Source organism: Mesorhizobium prunaredense (assembly GCF_900156895.1).
Lineage (GTDB): Bacteria > Pseudomonadota > Alphaproteobacteria > Rhizobiales > Rhizobiaceae > Mesorhizobium > Mesorhizobium prunaredense.
In genome coordinates this window covers 94071-115545 of the sequence record NZ_FTPD01000001.1, presented here as the reverse complement: position 1 = coordinate 115545, position 21475 = coordinate 94071, and the positions used below count along the sequence as shown (strand labels likewise).

At 61.9% G+C, this 21475-nt stretch carries 14 protein-coding genes and 2 pseudogenes; 10 read left to right on the top strand and 6 right to left on the bottom strand.

Translation table 11 applies throughout. From position 1 onward, the window contains the following. Positions 1–163: 163 nt before the first annotated feature. On the bottom strand, positions 164–1453 hold the full coding sequence (locus tag BQ8794_RS00605) for a M23 family metallopeptidase (protein ID WP_077371624.1): 1290 nt from the start codon (positions 1451–1453) through the stop codon (positions 164–166). A gap of 143 nt (positions 1454–1596) precedes the next feature. After that, positions 1597–2064, bottom strand: a complete 468-nt coding sequence (locus BQ8794_RS00600) for a peroxiredoxin (protein WP_077372431.1) — start codon at positions 2062–2064, stop codon at positions 1597–1599. Between the two features lie 95 nt (positions 2065–2159). On the opposite strand from BQ8794_RS00600, the gene BQ8794_RS00595 reads away from it, so the two are divergent. The 3 genes and pseudogenes from BQ8794_RS00595 (at position 2160) to BQ8794_RS00585 (ending at position 8619) form a co-directional block, all read left to right on the top strand. Further along, positions 2160–5534 carry a YhdP family protein gene (locus BQ8794_RS00595; protein ID WP_077371621.1) on the top strand — a complete coding sequence of 1125 codons (3375 nt, stop codon included), beginning with the start codon at positions 2160–2162 and terminating at the stop codon, positions 5532–5534. Positions 5535–5899: 365 nt separating this feature from the next. Next, positions 5900–6665: pseudogene (locus tag BQ8794_RS00590) on the top strand (adenylate/guanylate cyclase domain-containing protein); the annotation flags it as partial. A 67-nt stretch (positions 6666–6732) separates the two neighbouring features. Then, complete coding sequence (locus tag BQ8794_RS00585) at positions 6733–8619, top strand: tetratricopeptide repeat protein (RefSeq protein ID WP_077371618.1); 1887 nt, start codon at positions 6733–6735, stop codon at positions 8617–8619. Between the two features lie 8 nt (positions 8620–8627). On the opposite strand, the gene BQ8794_RS00580 is transcribed toward BQ8794_RS00585, so the two are convergent. Further along, the gene (locus BQ8794_RS00580; protein ID WP_244554814.1) at positions 8628–9284 is read right to left on the bottom strand and encodes a YHS domain-containing (seleno)protein; all 657 of its coding nucleotides are present in this window, start codon (positions 9282–9284) and stop codon (positions 8628–8630) included. A gap of 173 nt (positions 9285–9457) precedes the next feature. Between BQ8794_RS00580 and BQ8794_RS00575 the strand changes: the two are divergent. Next, positions 9458–10051 (top strand): annotated as a pseudogene (locus BQ8794_RS00575) (tyrosine-type recombinase/integrase). Positions 10052–10197: 146 nt separating this feature from the next. Here the strand turns inward: BQ8794_RS00575 and BQ8794_RS00570 are convergent. Beyond that, positions 10198–11928, bottom strand: a complete 1731-nt coding sequence (locus BQ8794_RS00570; RefSeq protein WP_077371610.1) for an adenylate/guanylate cyclase domain-containing protein — start codon at positions 11926–11928, stop codon at positions 10198–10200. Positions 11929–11986: 58 nt separating this feature from the next. Between BQ8794_RS00570 and BQ8794_RS00565 the strand changes: the two genes are divergently transcribed. Next, positions 11987–12229: a hypothetical protein gene (locus BQ8794_RS00565; protein WP_077371608.1), complete on the top strand. Its 243-nt coding sequence runs from the start codon at positions 11987–11989 to the stop codon at positions 12227–12229. 4 nt (positions 12230–12233) lie between these two features. After that, positions 12234–13793, top strand: coding sequence for a BCCT family transporter (locus tag BQ8794_RS00560; protein ID WP_077371605.1), 1560 nt, complete (start codon positions 12234–12236; stop codon positions 13791–13793). 204 nt (positions 13794–13997) lie between these two features. Here BQ8794_RS00560 and tyrS read toward each other — a convergent pair whose 3' ends face one another. Together tyrS and BQ8794_RS00550 are read right to left on the bottom strand one after the other, a co-directional pair. Then, positions 13998–15251 carry a tyrosine--tRNA ligase gene (gene tyrS / locus BQ8794_RS00555; RefSeq protein WP_077371602.1) on the bottom strand — a complete coding sequence of 418 codons (1254 nt, stop codon included), beginning with the start codon at positions 15249–15251 and terminating at the stop codon, positions 13998–14000. A gap of 191 nt (positions 15252–15442) precedes the next feature. Then, on the bottom strand, positions 15443–16117 hold the full coding sequence (locus BQ8794_RS00550; protein WP_027154148.1) for an alpha/beta hydrolase: 675 nt from the start codon (positions 16115–16117) through the stop codon (positions 15443–15445). 274 nt (positions 16118–16391) lie between these two features. Between BQ8794_RS00550 and BQ8794_RS00545 the strand changes: the two genes are divergently transcribed. From BQ8794_RS00545 to sufD, 4 genes are all read left to right on the top strand, one after another. Then, on the top strand, positions 16392–17555 hold the full coding sequence (locus BQ8794_RS00545; RefSeq protein ID WP_077372428.1) for a cysteine desulfurase family protein: 1164 nt from the start codon (positions 16392–16394) through the stop codon (positions 17553–17555). A 186-nt stretch (positions 17556–17741) separates the two neighbouring features. Further along, the gene (sufB, locus tag BQ8794_RS00540; protein WP_077371599.1) at positions 17742–19259 is read left to right on the top strand and encodes a Fe-S cluster assembly protein SufB; all 1518 of its coding nucleotides are present in this window, start codon (positions 17742–17744) and stop codon (positions 19257–19259) included. A 30-nt stretch (positions 19260–19289) separates the two neighbouring features. Beyond that, entirely contained in the window at positions 19290–20045 is a 756-nt protein-coding gene (gene sufC, locus BQ8794_RS00535) for a Fe-S cluster assembly ATPase SufC (protein WP_023798289.1), read from the top strand. Positions 20046–20088: 43 nt separating this feature from the next. Continuing rightward, the gene (gene sufD, locus BQ8794_RS00530) at positions 20089–21357 is read left to right on the top strand and encodes a Fe-S cluster assembly protein SufD (RefSeq protein WP_077372425.1); all 1269 of its coding nucleotides are present in this window, start codon (positions 20089–20091) and stop codon (positions 21355–21357) included. Positions 21358–21475 lie beyond the last annotated feature (118 nt).

Here is a 21475-nt window from a genome sequence, read left to right as displayed (position 1 = left end):
CTCTGTCACCAGCCCGTTCGGCGTGCGCACCGATCCGCTCCTCGGCACCGCCGCGCTGCATTCGGGGATGGATTTCAGGGCGCCGTGACCTTGGCCGGCATTCCGGACGGGACCCTCCGCGGCCGACAGGCCTCCGACCCGTCAGAGGCACCCCTGCCGGGGACTAAAGATACCGCGCGACCTTCTTGCCGACCCTCAGGAAGCGCAGCGGGTCGATGGCCTGGCCATTGTGGCGGATCTCGTAATGCAGATGCGGGCCGGTCGAGCGACCGCTGCTGCCGGTCTTGCCGATGACGTCGCCGGCATTGAGCCTCTTGCCGACGGTCACGTCGATTTTGCTGAGATGCCCATAGCGCGTCGCAAAGCCATTGCCATGGTCGACCTCGACCATGCGGCCGTAGCCGCCGTTCCAGCCGGCCTTGACGACGACGCCGGGCGCCGTGACCTTGGCCGGCATTCCGGTCGGCGCCCTGAAATCCATCCCCGAATGCAGCGCGGCGGTGCCGAGGAGCGGATCGGTGCGCACGCCGAACGGGCTGGTGACAGAGCGACCGGGGGCGGGGTTGGCGAGCGGCAGCCGTCGCGCCTCCGTCTTCAGCCGGTCGAGCGCGTCCAGCGTTTCGTCGAGTTCCCTTACCTTGCTGTCGAACGCCATCGAACTGTCGAGTGGTATCAGCGGACCGCCGGCATCGCTCTTGCCGAAATCGCCGTCGACCGGCAGGCCAGCCGCCTCGAGCGCCTGAGAAATCGCATCGGCGTTTCTGTAGGCGTTGTCGGCAAGCGTGGCGATGCGGGTGAGCTGCTGGCTCTCTATGGCCTTGAGCGCGGCGCTGATCGACACGAACAGCCTGTCGGCACGATCGGCCGCCGTGTCGCTCGGCAGCGGATCGGAACGGGTCGACCACAGCGAGAACGGCCTGGCATCGCCAGCGCCAAGGTTGGCGCCGAGGCTGGCAACCGCATAGGCCTGTAGCGGGGCGTCGGTCACCTCGGCGCGTTTATCCGGCTTTGCGGACGCAGCAGTGCCTGCGGCAGGCGGCGTTCCGACGTCGCCCTCGGCGCGTTCGAGGAGGGGGCCGAGGCGGCCATGGCGCAGGCTGAGCTGGGTCTGTCGTTCCAGCAACTCGCCAACTTTGGTTTCCATGAGCTGCTGGTCGAGCAGTTGACGGCTGGTGATCCGGTCGACCTGAGCGCGCAGTGCGGAGATGCGGTCCTCATAGGCCTGCTGCATGCGCGCCTGCCGTGCCGTGGTCGCACCGATCAGGTCGTCGCGCAGCACGAGATAGGACGTCGCCAGCAGATAGCCTATCGCCATCGCCGCCAGCGCTGAGCCGCAAAATGCGGCAACCCATGGCCGTATGGTGAAATGCCTGATCTCGTTGCCCCGGGCGATAATGACCGTATGGGGCTCCTTGCGCCTGCCGAAGACCGTTGACTGACTGGCTACGTTCACAGGACCAAGCTTTCGTTACGACAAGCCTCATTACACATCATTAAGGTTAACGGTCGGTTGCTGGCGCCCAGCTTGCAGCCCATGGGTTGCAGTCCGATTGCTTCGGCGCCCGTGCTTCAGACAGGTTCAGGCCGAACTTGGCGTCATAGCGCGCGCACCGCCTCCAGCACCGCCTCGGCATGGCCTTTGACGCGAACGTTTCGCCAGATCCGGGCGATCCGTCCGTCGCTGCCGATCAGGAACGTTGCGCGCTCGACACCCATATAGCGGCGGCCATAGAGCTGCTTCTCGACCCACAGATGATAGGCTTCGATCACCTTGCGCTCCTCGTCGGCGACGAGGTCGACGGTCAGATCGTGTTTCGATTTGAATTTGTCGTGTTTTCGGACGCTGTCCGGCGACAGGCCGATCACCATCGCGCCGAGCTTTTCGAATTCCGGCCTCAACTGCGAAAAGCCGATCGCCTCAGTGGTGCAGCCGGTGGTGTCGTCTTGCGGATAGAAGTAAAGCACGACCGGCTTTCCCAGCAATGACGCGAGGCTGAGTGACCCGCCGCCGTCGCGGGGAAGGTCGAACTGCGGCGCAAGGTCGCCGACGTCGAGATCAGCCATATCGATGCCCTTGTTTGTGGTTACGCGCGAAGCCTCATCGATATATTGTCGCACCGGGGTTCGTCCACGGTCGAGTTCGTTCAACGGAAAATTGTGTGGATCAGGAGCAGCCGCAGCACGAGAAGATCAGATTCAGGCGTGATGAAATCACCGACCTGGAGGCCTTCCCGTCCGCGTGCCGCATACCGCCGCTCGGCCGGGGCCGTGGCGTTGGTATTCTTGCGCGGCTGTTCGCCGGCTTTTTGGCCCTTGTGCTGCTGGCCACCGCCGCTGTGTATGCGATCGGCATGTCCGGCTTCGGCGCCGAGCGGCTGCGGGCCGAAGCGGAAACGGCCATCGAGAAATTGGCCGGCGTCGACGTCGACGTTGCAGTCGGGCCGGCCCGTCTCACGCTCGACGGATCGAGCTTCATTGCGCTGCAGGTCAGCGACGTCAGCCTCAAGACCGCCGACGGCAAACCGATGGCCGATGCCGGGCGTGTCCGCTTCGGCGTAAGGCTGATACCGCTGCTTTCGGGCGAGGTGCGGCTTACCAGCGCCAGGATTTCCGACGCGCGCATCGTGATGGCGGCGCTGCCGTCGGGTGGCGACTGGACGGCGGCGCTGCGCAATGACGACGGCCTCATCGATCCGGATAGGCTGGCCGCCACGGTCTTTGCCAGCATCGGTCACGCGCTCGATGCGGTGCGCGAGGATTCGATGCGCCAGATCGAGCTGGGCAATGTCGACCTCATTCCGCCCGAGGCCGGGTTGGTCAAACTGGTCAGGATCGCGGATGCTACCGTTGCGCAGTCGGGGCCGGGCGGCATGGAGTTTTCATCCGACGCGGCTGTCGACGGCAGGGCACTCACCATCGCCGCCTCAGCCAGCCGCGATACGACGACGCGGCGTGTGACGGCGTTGGATGCCAGCGTCGAGATAGCGCAGGTCAGCGAGGCTGCGGCAGCGCCAGGCGGGACGCTTGGCGCGATTGCCTTGAAGCTGGCGGGATCGGAAGGAACCGGCGAGAACGCGTCGCGGCTGACGGCCTCGTTGTCGTTCACCGGTTCCGTGCTCGATCTTGGCACGCGTGGCTCGCTTCCAGCCGACGTCGATCTCGCTGCGACGCTTGTCACCGGCGCCAACAAGGTCCAGGTGGACCGGCTGCAAGTGAGGACCGGTCGCTCGACATTCGAGTTCGCCGGTTCGATCGGGCCGAAGCCGGCGACTGGAACAGCGGGCGAGGAGCCGTCCTATCGCTACGACCTGACCAGTGACGGCTCGACGCTGGCGCCTTCGGAATCGTCCGAACCTGCGCTCGATTTCATCGCCCGGGTGGCCGGCGTCTACCAGACCCGCAGCCACAGGCTGGTGGCCGAGCAGATCGGGATCAGGTCGGGGTCCGCCAGCGAGGCATTGGGCACGGCTTCGGTTGAGTTCGTCGAGGGAAAGGTGCCGGGCATATCTGTTGCCTTCAACGTCCACGACATGCCGGTCTCGCATGTCAAGCAGTTGTGGCCCTGGTTTTCGGCGCGAAAGGCTCGCCTTTGGGTGCTGAAGAACCTGTTCGGCGGCCGCGTCGTCGATGGGAGCCTGCAATTCCAGGTCGTGCCCGGGCGTCTCGGCAACGGGATCCCGCTTTCATCAGATGAGATGTTCGGCCGTTTCCAGATCGAGGGATCGCGTTTCGATACGGCCGGCCACATCCCGCCGATACGCGATGCCGTGGGCGTCGCCGAATTCCACGGCAATGACGTCGACATCGCCTTGTCCTCGGGCAACGTCTATATGGGCAGCGGCCGCACGGTGGCGGCAAGCAACGGCACGATGACGATCAAGGCGGCGAACCGCCCGCCGGTGATCGGCGCGCTCGATATCGACGTCGCCGGGGAAGCGTCCGCAATCGCCGAACTCGCCTCCTATGATCCGATCAATGCCATGCGCCATGTCGGCCTGCTGCCGGAAGATCTGTCGGGCACGGTGACCGGCCACGTCAAGGCGGACATTCCGCTACAGTCCGGCGTCGACAGGTCGAAACTCGATTGGCTGGTGACGCTCGATTACAAGGACCTGTCGCTGGGCAAGCCGTTCGAAGGCCAGACGGTGACCGACGCCGACGGTTCGATCAGTGTGGAGCCTGAGAAGGCCGTGATCTCCGCCAAGGCGCTGCTCAACGGCATTCCAGCCGAACTCGACCTGGTCGAACCGCTCAGGGATGGCGGACCGCCACGCAGCCGGAAAGTGGCGCTGATGCTCGACGACAAGATGCGTGCAGCCGCCATGCCTGGCCTGTCGGCGCTGCTTTCCGGAACCGTCAAGGTTGAGATCGACAAGAGCGGCACGGGCAACCAGACTGTTTCGGCGGACCTGACCAATGCCAGGCTGGACATTCCCTGGGCAGGCTGGAGCAAGGGCCCCGGCATTCCAGCCAATGTCACATTTGCCATGGCCAAATCCGGCGACACCACGACACTGTCCGACTTCGACCTGAACGGAAAGACTTTTTCGATCGATGGCGACGTGGTGCTGGTCAACGGCGCCCTGTCCTCGGCGCGGTTCAGCAACGTCAAGTTGAACCGGGGAGACGACGTTGCCGTTTCGGTGAAACGATCGGGCAAGGGCTACGCGATCGACATCAGCGGCAGCGCGCTGGACGCGCGCTCGCTGATCAAGCAATTCACGTCCGATGTCGACACCGCCACCAAGGCCACGGGTTCCGACGCGATTTCGGTCAGCGCCGACGTCAATTCGCTGACCGGCTTCCACAACGAGACATTGTCGAACCTGAAGCTCGACTACAGCGCCGCCGGCTCGAGGGTGAATGGGCTCAAGGTGAGCGCCACGGCAAGTTCGGGTGCTGCCATCAGCATCAGCAATACGACCGGCGCCGGCAGGCGCGCCCTCAACGTGCGGTCGGCCGACGCCGGCGCAATCCTGCGGTTCCTCAACATCTACGAGCATATGGAGGGCGGTTCGATCACCCTGGCGCTCGCCGGGGCAAGCGATGGGCCGATGAAGGGCCAGGTCGACTCGCATGATTTCTTCGTGGTCAACGAGCCGAAACTCGCCTCGCTCGTATCGACGACGCCGGCCGGCGACAGCCGCAGCCTCAACGAAGCCGTCAAAGCCAATATCGACACGTCGAGAGTGAAGTTCGAGCGCGGCTTTTCCGAGATCGAAAAGGGCGCCGGCTATCTGAAGCTGGCTAACGGCGTGCTGCGCGGCCCGCGCATCGGCACCACCTTCCAGGGCACGCTCTATGACAAGAACAACAACATGGACATGACCGGCACCTTCATGCCGGTCTACGGCCTCAACCGCATTTTTGGCGAACTGCCGCTGTTCGGCGCGCTGCTCGGCAATGGCCGCGATCGCGGGCTGATCGGCGTGACCTACCGGCTCAGGGGCGATGCCAACAAGCCGAAGCTGGACGTCAATCCGCTGTCGGTGATCGCGCCCGGAATTTTCAGGTCGATCTTCGAGTACCGGTGAGCGACCGAGTCTTGACCCTAAGTGGATCGCCCCGGCTGAATTCACGCCCATGACCCCGATCGGTTCCTTGGCCAGGACCCACACGAATGTCGCCAATCGGTGTGACGAGCAGTCCTACACTCCAGCCGCCTAAGGAACGCATTTGTCATTGGCGAATGCAACGGGAACACAGATGCTCGTCGGCCCGACTGCCGCCGGTTAGGCAATTTCGCTCAGATGAAGCCGATCCGGGCGGCGATCAGCCTGCCTCGGTTGCCAACCTGGGAGCGAGGCTGGATCCGCTGTCCAGGCAGCCATGGCGCGCTCGCCACCACGTTTCGCTGGGTGTATGATTTCAGCGGCACATTATGTGCAGGGGCGCGATCATGACTGTCCCGCCGCTCGTTCGGAAGCTACTAGCGATCCTGGCGACCGATGTGGTCGGCTATTCCAAGGCGATGGAGGCCGACGAGGCCGGTACCATCGCGCTTAGGGCCGTCCGCGCCGAGCTGACCGATCCCGCCATCGCCCGGCACCATGGCCGCATCGTCAAGCTGATGGGCGACGGTGCGCTCGTCGTCTTCGACAGCGTGGTCGATGCGGTGGTTTGCGCAGCCGAGATCCAAAAGGCCGTGGCCGCGCACAACGCCGGACTGGCTGAACCCGAGCGCATCGTATTCCGCATTGGGGTCAATCTGGGCGATGTGGCGCTGGTGGATGGCGATGTCTATGGCGATGGCGTCAATGTCGCTGCCCGCCTGGAGCAACTCGCCGAGCCGGGTGGGGTAATGGTGTCGAGCACGGCTTATGACCATCTGCAGGGCAAGCTCGATTGGCCCCTCGATTTCGTCGGCGAGCAGCAGGTCAAGAACATCAGCCGACCGGTGCGCATGTATCGCTTGAGGCTCGACGGCATACGGGCGCGCCGGCTACTCCTCCGATCGATGCCGCGCTGGGCGTCAGGGCGAGCGCATCCGCGCCACCGCTCAGCTCATCGATGCGCAGACCGGCTCCCACGTGTGGTCGGAGCGCTGGGATCGGCCGGTGCAGGATGTGTTTGCTGTCCAGACTGAGATCGCGGATAGCATTCTAAGTCAGTTCGAGGTGAGCACGGGTCCGATCAAGAGTGCCGAACACGACGCCGCGCGGCGCGCTGTTGAGGTCGGTCGTTTCATTTAGGTGCGACCAGTCCTATAATCCGGTGGGTTAGGCCGAACCAATGGACCGCAAGCTTTCTGCCATCCTCGCTGCTGATGTCGTGGGCTATTCCGCGCTAATGGAACGCGACGAGGCTGGCACATTCGAGCGCCTTCGTGCCGGACGCAAGGAACTGTTTGAGCCGGAGATTGCCCGCCATCACGGCCAGATTTTCAAGCTTATGGGCGACGGGATGCTCGCCGAATTTGGCAGCGTGGTGGACGCCGTGGAATGCGCCGTCTCGCTGCAGCGCGGGCTGGCGGAACGGAATGTCGCCGTTCCCGAGGACCAGCGGATCCGGGTCAGGATCGGGATCAATCTCGGCGAGGTGATCGTCGAGGGCGAGGACCGGTATGGCGAGGGCGTCAACGTGGCGGCTCGCTTGGAGGGGCTCGCGGAGCCTGGCGGCATCTGCGTCTCGGGCCGCGTGCAGGAAGACGTGCAAGGCAAGCTCGACATTACCTTTGAGGATATCGGCGAACAGAAGCTCAAGAACATCGCTCGGCCGGTGCGCACCTTTCGCGTGCGGCTCGACGCCACGGCCGCTCCGGCGCCCGCCGGCTGGCGCCGGGGATTGTACGCTGCTCTGGCACTGATGATTTTGCTTGCTGTAGGCGCGCTGTGGACCGGTCTTGGCTCTGAGTGGACATTTCTCACCATTCTGCGCTCTGGCGATCAACCCATAGAAAGTGCTGAAGTCGGCACGAAACCCGCGATCGCCATTCTCCCGTTCCTGAACCAAAGCGACGATTCGGCTCGTGAGTATTTCGCGGATGGATTGACGCAGGATATCATCAACGCACTGGGTCGGTTCTCCGCGCTGACCGTGATGTCGTGGAACGCTGTCCTCCCCTACAAAGTAAAGCCAGCAAGCCCGGAGGAGATCGGCCGCGGACTCGCCGTCAGCTATCTGGTCGAAGGCAGCGTCCGCCAGACCGGCGATCGGGTGCTGGTCATCACGCAACTCGTCGACACGAGACAGGGACGAGTGCTTTGGTCTGGACGCTTCGAGGAGGCGCTGGCGGACGTGTTTGCGCTGCAGGACAACATTGTCACGCACATTGTCAGAGTCCTGGCGATTCGCGTGACGCAGATCGAACAAAATCGCGTGTTCACAAAGCCAACCGAAAATCTCGCAGCCTATGATTACGTGCTGCGCGCCAGGCCGGCATTGCAGCGCCCGACGCATGCAAACAATGTAGAGGCGCGCGCCCTGCTCAAACGCGCCATCGAGCTTGACCCGAACTACGCTGCTGCCTATGCGGCACTTGCCGAAACCTATCATTTAGCGAGCTCGATGGGCTGGGCGGAATCGCCAACCGCGTTCCTGAGCCGTGCCGAGGAACTGGCAACCAAGGCGCTGAGACTTGATGATTCCGACGTGCGCGCGCGTATCACTCTCGGCCACATCCACCTCTTTCATCAGAGATACAACCAGGCAGAGGCGGAGATCGAGCGCGCCATTGCGATCAATCCGAACGATGCCCACGGCCTCGCCGGGCGCGGCACCATCCTGTTGTGGCTGGGACACACGGATGAGGCGATCGAAGCCTTGGAGCAGGCGCAGCGCATCGACCCCGATCTCAATGCGATCGATCGCTTTGCGCTGAGCCTGGCCTACTATCTGGAACGGCGTTACGACGCGGCGATCGAACAGGCGGAACTCAATCTTCGAACAACTGCAGGAGCGAACTTCAGCCGTATCCTACTGGCGGCCGCCTATGCACAAGACAACCGAGCGGATGACGCGGCGCGTGTCGTGACGATGATACGCCGTATCGACCCAACCTTCGACCCGAAGGAGTTCGGAAACAAGTTTCTAAACTCTAGCGATCTCGAACATCTGCGCGACGGATTCCGCAAGGCCCGCCTCTACCCTGTCACTGGCGACCTGCCGCCGGCCGAGTGAATGAACCGCTACTGTACTTGAAGCAGCGCGCGGTTCTGGTTGGCCTTCACAATGTTCGCGGCAAGGTCCTGCTGGAAGAGGGCGGGCCCCATCGGCGCCGGCTTGCCGAAAATGTAAAGCTTGCCGTCGCTGATCAGCCAGTTCTCCGGGTTGGCCTCGTCGACCTCGCCCAGGGCCAGCGCCATTGCACAATAATTGCCGAACTGCGGCGCGTAGCGTACAGGATCGGCCTTGAAAAGTTCGCGATGCTCAGTGTTCGCGAAGAGATAGCGCTGCTCGTCCCATTCGTACGGGATCTCCGGCAGCCCTCGCGTGGGACTACCAAGGGTGAAATAGGCGACCGGGTCATAACCCTTGATCGCCAGGGAAACTGCTTCCTCCGTGGCAAAAGACGGCAGCGAGGTTGCAAACAGGGCGGCTGCGACCGCCAGCACGAGGCGAACTGAGTTTCGCCGAGAGACCTTGTCCATGGCGAATTCCTCTGTGATTTGCCCTTCCCCGGGCCCGCGAACAACCACTCGCCACGCGGCAAACAAAGCCGTCTGCGTAATGTCGTTCGGGGACTGATTATGGCTCTTGTAGCGCTCGGCCGCAACACGTTTCGGAGATTTTCGGAGTTCGAGTGTGGTAAGGCCGGCGCCCATTGCAGGGGTGCCGCGCTCCATTCTTCGTCTGCTTATGGCGCGACCGCGCCCATTGACCAAGCTGCTGCCTGTGTCGATCAACTGACAATCCTATAATCCTTCCAGCGAAACCTGGGCGCGCTCTCAGTCCGTTCTAGGATATGCCAGCTCGCGTCGAGCGCTGTGGCTGCGGAGGGCGGCATGGGAGAAGAACCATGTCCAGCTGGAATAGAGGCCACCTCGTTGGTCAGAAGCCACCTCTCAAGCCGCGCGAAGTCTGGAGCATTCGAACACGACTGCAGGTGTCAGGCGCAGAACGAGATTTGGCACTCTTCAATCTCGCCATCGACAGCAAGCTTCGAGGTTGCGACCTGGTCACCGTGACGGTCGGCGACGTCGCGCTCTCCGGCGCTGTCCGCGATCGGGCGGTGATCGTCCAGAGGAAGACGGGGCGCCCGGTGCAGTTCGAGATCACCGAGCAGACCCGGGCCGCTGTCAACGCTTGGATAGCCCGTCGCGGACTTAGCGAAAGAGGCTATCTGTTCCCCAGCCGCATACGGGCGAAACCACACATGTCGACGAGGCAGTGCGGGAGGATTGTCGACAAATGGGTTTCGAGCATCGGGCTCGATCCGAAGCGCTATGGCACTCATTCGATGAGGCGCACGAAAGCTGCGCAGATTTACGAAGGCCGGCAACATCCGCGCCGTGCAACTGCTGCTTGGCACACCAAGCTTGAAAGCACGGTCCGCTTCCTCGGCATCGAAGTAGACGATGCATTGGCAATTTCCGAACAAGTCGAATTGTAGGGGAATGCGGAGCGCCGTTATCTCAAAGCGGCGCTCCATGACCCTAAGCCGCCCGTCGTTCGGTCATGCCACAAGGTCCGCATCGGGGTGGGGGGCGGTCTTTTTTGCCTGTCCCCGATTGGATCCGGTTCGTAGTTACCGGCTGGCTACAGCTGGGCAATACCGGCTTTCAGCAGTCCTTCGCGGACGTGCTGCACATCAGACTTCTGGGCATAGTGCAGGGTGGCGATAAATGAATCGAGGCCAAACTGGGGATCGAGCGTTTTGATCTTGCGTAGATGCGCCGCGGCCGCGATTTCGTCGCCGAGCCAGCCGTAGCAGGCAGCGGTGAAAGCGTGCTGAACCGAGTCCATTGTTGACAGATGCATGAAAGCTTCGATCGCCTCGCCATACTGGCGCGCGGCGAAATGCGCCTTTCCCAGATGGCTCCAGAACCTCTCCGGGTGGTGCGGGTTCAACTGCATTGCCTTGCGGATCCATTCAATTCCCTCTTCCGGCCTCCCCAGCCACGTCAACAACTCGCCTTGCTGCACCACCACGAGGTCGTAATTGGGATTGAGGGCGAGGGCGCGCTCTTGATGGTAGCGCGCTGTGGTCAGCTCATTGTTGTTCACGTTCACTGCGGCGAGGATGCGGTGGACATCGGCATCGTTGTCGTCCAGCGCCAGCGCCCTGTCCAGCGCTGCCATGATGTCGTTCCAGACGGCATCCCTGTCTTCGCACCAGTTATGGACCCAGGCCTGGCCAAGAATGCAGGCCCTCCAGGCATGGGCATGGGCATAATCGGAGTCGAGCGCGACGGCCCTGTCTATCAAGGTTTGTGCGCGTTCATTATCCTCAATCGTGCCTCGGTGATGCAGCACCTTGGCAGCAAGCACACATTCATACGCGGCCATGTTTGCAGGTTTCGCCCGCGCGAGCTGGTCCCGCTGAGCCGCCTCGACACGACCGGGCAGCGTGGCTGCGATCGCCGCGGTCACCTCATCCTGAATTGCGAATATGTCGTCCAGCTTCCGGTCATATTTGTCTGCCCAAATATGAGCGTCATTCGCCGTGTCGATGAGCTGAACCGTCACGCGCACCCTGTCGCCGATCTTGCGGACGCTTCCCTCCACCAGATATTGAACGTCGAGTTTCTCGGCCACCTCGCGCACATTCACGGCGCGGTTCTTGTAGACGAAGCTGGAATTGCGCGAGATGACGAACAGCTCATGGTGGCGGGACAGTTCGGTGATGATGTCCTCGGTCAGTCCGTCCGCGAAAAATTCCTGCTCGGGGTCGCCGCTCATGTTGTTGAATGGCAGCACCACTATCGAAGGTTTCGAGATGGATCGCTTTGCCTCGACTTCTGGCATGACAGGACTGTCAAACCCAATGCGATAGAGTCGAACCGGGCGGCTGATGTTCTTTAACGTCTTCTCGCCCAGGTCCTCCATGGCAATCTCGAGACGGTCGGCAATTTGGGTCGCCACCGCTGCGGTCACGCAGATACCGCCGACGTCGGCGAGTTGCTCGATGCGCGAGGCAATATTGACGCCGTCGCCGAAAATGTCCTCATCGTCGAAAATGATGTCGCCGAGATTTATGCCGATCCTGAATTCGATACGCCGTTCTTGCGGCACATCCGAATTGCGCCGTTTCATGCGCTGTTGGATTTCCACGGCGCATTTCACGGCATCGGTCACGCTCTGGAACTCAACGAGCATGCCGTCTCCGGTGGTCTTGATGATCCGGCCCTTGTTCTTCGCGATGGCGGGGTCGACCAGTTCTATGCGATGGGTCCGAAGGCGTGCGAGCGTGCCGGATTCGTCGGCCTCCATTAGCCGACTGTAGCCCGCCATATCGGCAGCCAGAATTGCGGCTAGTCTCTGTTCCATCGCTTGGACCAAAAACCAAGCCTATCACTTCCTGGGCTGCCAAATCCAGCAATTTGGGATGTGGCTGATCAAGGGCGCCGGCTTTCTGAATCTGGCCAATGGCGTGCTGCGCGGCCCGCGCATCGGCACCACCTTTGACAACTTTTCGAATGTGTCGGAACTGGGTCGCAACGAAGTCGCGATTGAGCCAGCTAACGCAGCGTCATTCAATCAGTTTTACCACGCGAACCGCTCTGTCGTTCCAGCCAGAAAATGCTTGAAAAGCCGGCCGCGCACGATGTTCACACAAAAATGGGAGTGAGCGGATGTCCGTAACAGGCACCCGGAGTGTAGACTCCGGCGTATTTTGGCCGGCTGTCATCATAGCTGGCGGCTTTGTGCTTTGGGGCGGCCTCGCTCCTGACAGTCTCGCCACAGTGGCGACAGCGACTTTGAATACGATCATCAAAACATTCGGCTGGATGTTTGTCGTTTCGACGGCGTTCTTCCTGATGTTCGCTGTTTTCCTGGCGGTTGGCAGGTTCGGCAAGATCAAGCTCGGGCGAGATGACGAAAAGCCTGAATTTTCGACCGTGTCATGGGTCTGCATGATGTTCAGCGTCGGGATGGGCATCGGCCTGATGTTTTGGGGAGTGGCCGAACCGGTCTTCCATTTTGGCGCGCCACCGCACGGAATGGCGGAGCCGCAGTCAAGGGAGGCCGCGGTCGTGGCAATGCAATACGCCTATTTCCATTGGGCGCTGCACCCGTGGGCGATCTACGCGGTTGTCGGATTGGCGCTTGCGTACTTCAGCTACAGGCGCAACCTGCCGACTTTGATGTCGAGTGCCTTCCAGCCTCTGCTCGGTAACCGCATCCACGGCCCGATCGGCCGGGCGATCGACGTCCTCGCAATCATCGCGACACTGTTTGGAACGGCCACTTCGTTGGGACTTGGCGCTCAGCAGATCAACAGCGGAATGAACTTCCTCTGGAATACCGGCGAGTCCGCAACAATTGCACTGACAATTATCGCGGCATTGACCGTTCTGTTCATCCTGTCGGCGGTTTCCGGCGTTGGCAAGGGCGTGCAATTCCTGAGCAACCTGAACATGGTCATTGCTCTGCTGCTCCTGCTCTTTCTGGCGATCATTGGACCGACCGTGTTCATATTCGACACGCTAATCGAATCGCTTGGCTACTACCTCAGCGACCTGGTTTCCATGTCGTTCCGCACGGCAGCATTCAGCGACGGAAAGTGGCTTGGCAGCTGGACCATCTTCTATTGGGCCTGGTGGATATCCTGGGCTCCATTTGTGGGCGTTTTCATAGCTCGGATCTCTCGGGGCCGCACAATACGTGAGTTTATCGTTGGCGTGTTGCTCATCCCCAGCGCTGTTACCTTCTTTTGGTTCACCGTCATGGGCGGAACTGCGCTTCACTCGGAACTGATGGGATTGGGCGGACTTGTCGAAGCAGTTAACGAAAAGGGCGCTCCTGTATCACTGTTCGCGCTTCTTGCCCAATATCCGGCCACCACGCTGACGTCGACACTTGCGATGTTCCTGGTTGCAATATTCTTCGTTTCGGGAGCTGACGCGGCTTCCGTTGTCATGGGAATGCTCTCTTCGCGCGGAACTCTTCACCCAAGGTCCGGGATCGTGGTTCTGTGGGGCATTTTGGCCGGAGCCTCTGCTTGTGTCTTGCTGGTGATGGGTGGCTTGGCTGGACTCCAGACCGCATCCATTGTCGCGGCCGCACCGTTCCTCCTCGTGATGGTTGGGTTGTGTGTGTCGCTGTGGATGGGACTTCTTGATGATATCGAAGTCCACGGGCGGTTTAACGAATTGGAGGCTGCTCCCACAATCCCGACGCAGCCGGTGTGAACAACAACAAAGTTGCGCGGGCTTGTTCCGCGCAACTTTTGGTATCCGGTCAAGATGCGAGTTCGATACGCGCGCTGTCCGAATAGCGTCCACACATGGCGCGTCCGAGCCGGCCGGCGCATCGGCTGTACCGCAATGACGCGTTCCACGTCGCAATCGGCTGGAGAGCGGCAGCCGAGAGCGTGCTGCACGATCAGGCGCTGGTCAGACCGGCCGCACCAGAACGTGTTTTTTCTTGCCGAGCGACAGCTTTACGACCTGTTCCGGACCTAGATCCTCAAGTGTCACCAACCGGCGATCGTCGGACACGGACTGGTCGTTCAGCCGCACGGCGCCGCCCCGGATGTGTCGCCGCGCCTCGCCGTTGGACGCGGCAAGCCCGGCGGTAACGAATAGCGACAATATGCCGACGCCGCTTTCCAGATCGGCTTTGCCGACCTCCACGGTCGGCAGCGTTTCGGCCAGCGCGCCTTCTTCAAACGTCTTGCGCGCGGTTTCCTCGGCTTGATCGGCCGCCTCGCGGCCGTGCACGATGGCCGTCGTTTCAGTGGCCAGGACCTTCTTGGCCTCGTTGATCTCGGAGCCGCCAAGCGCGGCGAGCCGCGCGATCTCGCCGAGCGGCAGGCGGGTGAAAATCTTGAGGAAGCGCGTGACGTCGGCGTCCTCGGTGTTGCGCCAGTACTGCCAGAAATCATAGGGCGAGTAGAGGTCGCCGTTCAGCCAGACCGCGCCCTTGGCCGATTTGCCCATCTTGGCGCCTGACGAAGTCGTCAGCAGCGGTGTGGTCAGGGCATAAAGCTGCGGCGTGCCCATGCGGTGTCCGAGATCGACGCCGTTGATGATATTGCCCCACTGGTCCGATCCGCCCATCTGCAGGCGGCAGCCATAGCGCCGGCTGAGCTCGACGAAATCATAGCCCTGCAGGATCATGTAATTGAATTCGAGGAAGGAGAGCGATTGTTCGCGCTCGAGCCTCAGCTTGACGCTGTCGAATGTCAGCATGCGGTTGACCGAAAAATGCCGGCCGACATCGCGCAGGAACTCGACATAGTTGAGCTTCATCAGCCAGTCGGCATTGTTGACCATGATCGCGTCGCCCGCACCGTCGCCGAAACGCAGGACGCGATCGAAGATGCGCTTGATGCCCTCGATGTTGGTGGCGATGGCCTCAGGCGTCAAAAGCTTGCGCTGGTCGTCGCGGAAGGAAGGATCGCCGATCATCGAAGTGCCGCCGCCCATCAGCGCGATCGGCCGGTGGCCGGTCTCCTGCAGCCAGTAGAGCATGGTCGCGGAAATCAGATTGCCGATATGCAGGCTGGTCGCGGTGGCGTCGTAACCGACATAGGCGGTCACCGTTTCCCTGGCGAAAAGCTGGTCGAGGCCGGCGTCATCCGAAATCTGGTGGATGAAACCACGCTCGCTCATTACGCGCAGGAAATCGGATTTGAAGGCGGACATTTTTTCTTTCCCGAAAGCGCCCAACCGATGCGGATCGGGCGTGGCAGGCGGGCGTTTAGCATCCAAGCGCGGTCAGCAAAAGGGGAATCCGGTCTCGCCGCACATGACCCGGCGCCGCACGGCATCGAATCGAATGCATATCCTGCGACAGAGCCCGACGCGGGATGCCGGAGATATCTTCGCTGTTCGGCCTATCTCAACCGTTTCGGCCGCGGGTCGGACAACTCGCCGGCCAGACGGCGATCGAGATAGTCCGCGCATTCCTGGAGCAGGAGGTCCGCATCGTTGGAGAAGAAATGGTTGGCGCCGGGCAAGGTCTTCTGGGTGATGGTGATGCCCTTTTGCGTGTGCAGCTTGTCGACCAGCCCCTGCACGTCCTTTGGCGGCGCAACCTTGTCGGCGTCGCCATGGATGATGAGGCCGGACGAAGGGCAGGGCGCCAGGAACGAGAAATCATAGGTGTTGGGCTGCGGCGCGATCGAGATGAAGCCTTCGATCTCCGGCCGGCGCATCAGAAGCTGCATGCCGATCCACGAGCCGAACGAATAGCCGGCGACCCAGCAGCTCTTGGAATCCGGATGCAGCGACTGCACCCAGTCAAGTGCCGCGGCCGCATCCGACAATTCGCCGGTGCCGTGGTCGAATTCGCCCTGGCTGCGGCCGATGCCGCGGAAATTGAAGCGAAGCGTAGTGAAATCCCGCTTCTGGAACATGTAGAAGAGGTCGTAGACGATCTTGTTGTTCATCGTGCCGCCGAACTGGGGGTGCGGGTGCAGGATGATGGCGATCGGCGCGCTCTTTTCCTTGGAAGGCTGGTAGCGACCCTCCAGGCGGCCGGCCGGACCGGTGAAAATGACCTCAGGCATAAAATACTCCAATTGTCATACAATGCGCGGCGCCCGGAACAACTCTTCCTCTGGCCCCAGTCTTCCCCAGGCCCCAGTCTCTTCCAGGCCTTGACGCAGGGCGAGCGTCTTCTTAGAAGCTAGTTTAGAATTGTTCAAAACTGGGTGGCCAAAATGTCTTGGTTCGGCCATCCGCGCCGCAAGTCGCGTAAATAGGACGGCTTGCCTTGCAATTTCAAGGAAATAACGCGCTATCCTCGCGGAATGGCTCTTGAAGGGACCGATCGAAACGAAAATGGCCGGAAGACGCGCCTATCTCGACTACAATGCCAGCGCGCCGCTGCTTGCCGCGGCGCGCACGGCAATGATTGCCGCGCTCGATACTGCCGCCAACCCGTCGTCGGTCCATGCCGAGGGCCGCGCCGCACGGCGGCTGATCGAGAATGCAAGGCGCGATGTGGCGCTGCTGGTCAACGCCAGCGCCGAGCATGTCGTGTTCAGCTCCGGTGCGACGGAAGCCGCCTCGACGCTGCTGACGCCGGATTGGCAGATGGGGCGCAGCACTGTCCGCATGAGCCGGCTCTATGTCTGCGAAGCCGATCATCCTTGTGTGCTGAATGGCGGGCGTTTTCCGGCAGCCCAGGTAACACGCATCGGCGTCGACGCCGACGGCCTGGTCAGGCTGGACGCGCTGGCGGCGGCACTTGGCCGTCATGACAAGGCAGACGGCCTGCCGCTGGTGGCGATCCATGCCGCCAACAACGAGACCGGCGTCATCCAGCCGGTCGAGCGCATCGCCGAAATCGTCAAGGCGGCGGGCGGCATCCTGGTCGTCGACGCCGTGCAGGCAGCCGGTCGCATTCTGCTCGATATGTCAGCGGGTTATGCCGATTACTTGATTCTGTCTTCGCACAAGATCGGCGGTCCCAATGGCGTTGGTGCCATTATCGCCGCCTCGGACCTGATGATGCCCAGGCCCTTGATCGCCGGCGGTGGCCAGGAAAAGGGTCATCGCGGCGGCACCGAAAACCTGGCCGCGATCGCCGGTTTTGGCGCGGCGGCGCGCGAAGCCCTGATCGGATTGAAGCGCATCGAAGCGGTCGGCAGCCGTCGCGACGAGATCGAGGCCATCGTGAAAACACTGGTGCCGGATGCGGAAATCTTCGGAACCGGCGCGCCGAGGCTTGCCAACACGACATTCTTCGCTATTGCGGGCATCAAGGCCGAGACGGCGCAGATCGCCTTCGATCTGGCGGGCGTGGCGCTGTCGGCCGGTTCCGCCTGTTCGTCGGGCAAGGTCGGCCCGAGCCATGTGCTGAAAGCCATGGGATACAATGACAGCCCTGGCGCTTTGCGTGTGTCCATCGGCCATGCAACGAGCGCCGAGGACATCGAACTGTTCCGCACTGCGCTGGCAGGTATTGCCTCACGCCGCGCAGGCAGGGACGAAGCCGCCTGAGCGCGGCAAACAAACGCAGGCTTATTGGCCTGGTAGAGCCGTGCGTTTCGTGGTGGCCGGGTGAATTTCCGGCAGGGACGCACTATATGGAACTTACGCCGCGTCAGTCGCCTTAAGGCGCTCGTTTCGCGGTGCCATAGTTTGAAAACTGCCGGGCCTTGACCCCGGCGTGGATGGAGAACGCTAATGCCTGCTGTGCAGGACACGATCGATCGGGTTCGAAAGATCGACGTCGACCAATACAAATACGGATTCCAGACCGAAATCGCGATGGACAAGGCCCCAAAGGGCCTGAGCGAAGACATTATCCGCTTCATTTCGGCGAAGAAGGACGAGCCGTCCTGGATGCTGGAATGGCGTCTGGAAGCCTATCGGCGCTGGGTGACGCTGGACGAGCCGAAGTGGGCGCGCGTCCATTATCCGAAGATCGATTTCCAGGACCTCTACTATTATGCGGCGCCCAAGAGCACGCCGGGACCGACATCGCTGAGCGACGTCGATCCCGAGCTGTTGAGGGTCTACGAAAAGCTCGGTATCCCACTGAAGGAACAGGAAATCCTTGCCGGCGTGCAGAAGACCGATGCGTCTGAACTCGAGGAAGCCAGCGACAATGTCTATAAGTCGGGCCGCGTCGCCGTCGACGCCGTGTTCGATTCAGTTTCCGTCGTCACCACCTTCAAGAAGGAGCTGGCGCAGGCCGGCGTCATCTTCTGCTCGATCTCGGAAGCCATCCGCGAGCACCCGGAACTCGTGAAGAAATATCTCGGCTCGGTCGTGCCGACCTCCGACAATTTCTACGCCACGCTGAATTCGGCGGTGTTCACCGATGGCTCCTTCGTCTTCGTGCCCAAGGGCGTGCGCTGCCCGATGGAACTGTCGACCTATTTCCGCATGAACGAGAAGAACACCGGCCAGTTCGAGCGCACGCTGATCATCGCCGAGGAAGGGGCTTACGTCTCCTATCTCGAAGGCTGCACGGCGCCGCAGCGCGACGAGAACCAGCTTCACGCCGCCGTGGTCGAACTGATCGCGCTCGACGATGCCGAGATCAAATACTCGACGGTGCAGAACTGGTACCCCGGCGACGCCGAGGGCAAGGGCGGCATCTACAATTTCGTCACCAAGCGCGGCGACTGCCGCGGCCACCGTTCGAAGATTTCGTGGACGCAGGTCGAGACCGGCTCGGCGATTACCTGGAAATATCCGAGCTGCATCCTGCGCGGCGACGATTCCAGCGGCGAGTTCTATTCGATCGCCGTGTCGAACGGCTACCAGCAGGTCGACAGCGGCACCAAGATGATCCATCTCGGCAAGAACACGTCGAGCCGCATCATCTCCAAGGGCATCGCCGCCGGCTACTCGCAGAACACCTATCGCGGCCAGGTCTCGGCGCACCGCAAGGCGACCAACGCCCGCAACTTCACCAACTGTGACTCGCTGCTGATCGGCGACCAGTGCGGCGCGCACACCGTGCCCTACATGGAAGCCAAGAACGCAACCGCACAGTTCGAGCACGAGGCGACGACGTCGAAAATCTCCGAGGACCAGAAGTTCTACGTCATGCAGCGCGGCATTCCGGAAGAAGAGGCGATCGCGCTGATCGTCAACGGTTTCGTCAAGGACGTCATCCAGCAGCTGCCGATGGAATTCGCGGTCGAGGCGCAGAAGCTGATTGGGATTAGCCTCGAGGGCTCGGTCGGCTGACCGGACAGAAAATTTTCAGGAAAAGAAAAAATGCTTGAAATCAGAAACCTGCATGCTCGCATCGTCGATGACGGCACCGAGATCATCCGCGGCCTGAACCTGACGGTGAAAGCCGGCGAGGTCGCCGCCATCATGGGCCCCAACGGCTCGGGAAAATCGACGCTGTCCTACATCCTCGCCGGTCGCGAGGACTATGAAGTGACCGAAGGCGATATCCTCTACAATGGCCAGTCGATCCTCGAGATGGATCCGGCCGAGCGCGCCACGTCAGGCATTTTTCTCGCCTTCCAGTATCCGATGGAGATACCAGGCGTGGCGACGATGGAATTCCTTAAAGTGGCGATGAACGAGCAGCGCAAGGCGCGCGGCGAGGAGCCGCTGAAGATCCCGGAATTCCTGAAGCGCGTGAAGGACGCCGCCGCCTTGCTCGACATGGACATGGCGATGCTGAAACGGCCGCTCAATGTCGGCTTTTCCGGCGGCGAGAAGAAGCGCGCCGAGATCCTGCAGATGAAGCTTCTGGAACCAAAACTGTGCGTGCTCGACGAGACTGATTCCGGCCTCGACATCGATGCGCTGAAGATCGTCTCGGAAGGCGTCAATGCGTTGCGCGCGCCAGACCGCGCCATCGTCATCATCACCCACTACCAGCGCCTGCTTCAGTACATCGTGCCGGATAGTGTGCACGTGCTGTACAGAGGCCAGGTGGTCAAATCGGGCGACAAGTCGCTGGCGCTCGACCTCGAGGCCAATGGCTATGCCGGCGTGATCGGCCAAGCCGCGTGACATGCCAGAAGGCCCAGAAGGCAAGCCAGACAAGGCGAAACTGATGAATATACACACGACACCCCAGCGAACGCCGGCCGAAACAGCGCTGATCGACGCCTTCAGCGACCGGTTGTCGCTGCTGCCCGGCGACGGCACGGTGATGCTGAAGCGCGACGACGCCATCGAGGCGATCAAGAGCGGCCTGCCGACGCGACGCATCGAATCCTGGCACTACACCGACCTGCGCCGCCTGCTGACTTCGGTGCCGGACTTCGATCCCGCAGCCGTCGCGAAAGCCATTGCGCCTGTTGTTGAAGGGTCCGCTGTTCTGCCGGTGCTGAACGGCGTGTCGAGCACGAAACTGCCTGATATCGACGGTATTGCCGTGCAGCGCCTGTCGGAAAAGCTGACCGACGGCAGCATCGCGCCGGGGCTCGATGCCTATGGCGCCGACGATGCCATCGGCGCGCTGAACACCGCTTTCGTGGCCGACGGCTATTTTGTCGACATCGCCGACGGCACCGAACTGGACAAGCCGATCGAATTGCAGAACCTGCAGGCCGGCGGCCAGACGCATGTGCGCTTCAGCGTCCGCGTCGGCGCCGGCGCCAAGGCCGTTATCGTCGAGCGCCAGGCGGGCGAGGGCGCCGCACTCGTCAGCTCGGTCAGCCAGCTTCTGCTTGAAGAGGGCGCCGACGTGATGTGGCTGATCGTGCAGGAGCAGGCGGATACGGCCACGCATCTTGCCCAGTTCAAGGCGCATCTCGGCAAGGATGCGAAGCTGACCCTGTTCGTGATGAATGCCGGCGGCAACCTGGTGCGCCAGGAGGTCGTGGTCAGAACGACCGGCGAAGGCGCCGATTTCACGCTGCGCGGCATCAACCTGCTTGCCGGCGACACCCATACCGACGTGACCATGGTGCTCGACCATGCCGTGCCGCACACGGCGTCGACCGAGGTGATCCGCAACGTGGTGACGGGAAGAGCGCGCGGGGTCTTCCAGGGGCGCATCAACGTCCACCAATACGCGCAGAAGACCAACGCCAAGATGGCCTGCAACACGCTGCTTCTGTCGGATGACGGCGAGTTCTCGACCAAGCCTGAGCTCGAAATCTTCGCCGACGACGTCGTCTGCGGCCATGGCGCGACCGTCACCGAGATCGACCATAGCCACCTGTTCTACCTGATGGCCCGCGGCATCGACGAGAAGACCGCGCGCGGGCTGCTGGTCAAGGCGTTCGTCGCCGAGGTGATCGAGGAACTGGACGACGAGGCGATCGTCGAGGCGCTGGAAGCAAGGCTCGACGGCTGGTTCGTGGCGCACGGATAGCAGTGGGTGAGGGGTGGCTTCGGCCAACACCCTCATCCGTCTTGGCGCTACGCGCCAATCCACCTTCTCCCACAAGGGGAGAAGGTAAAGCGCTTTACCTTCTCCCCTTGTGGGAGAA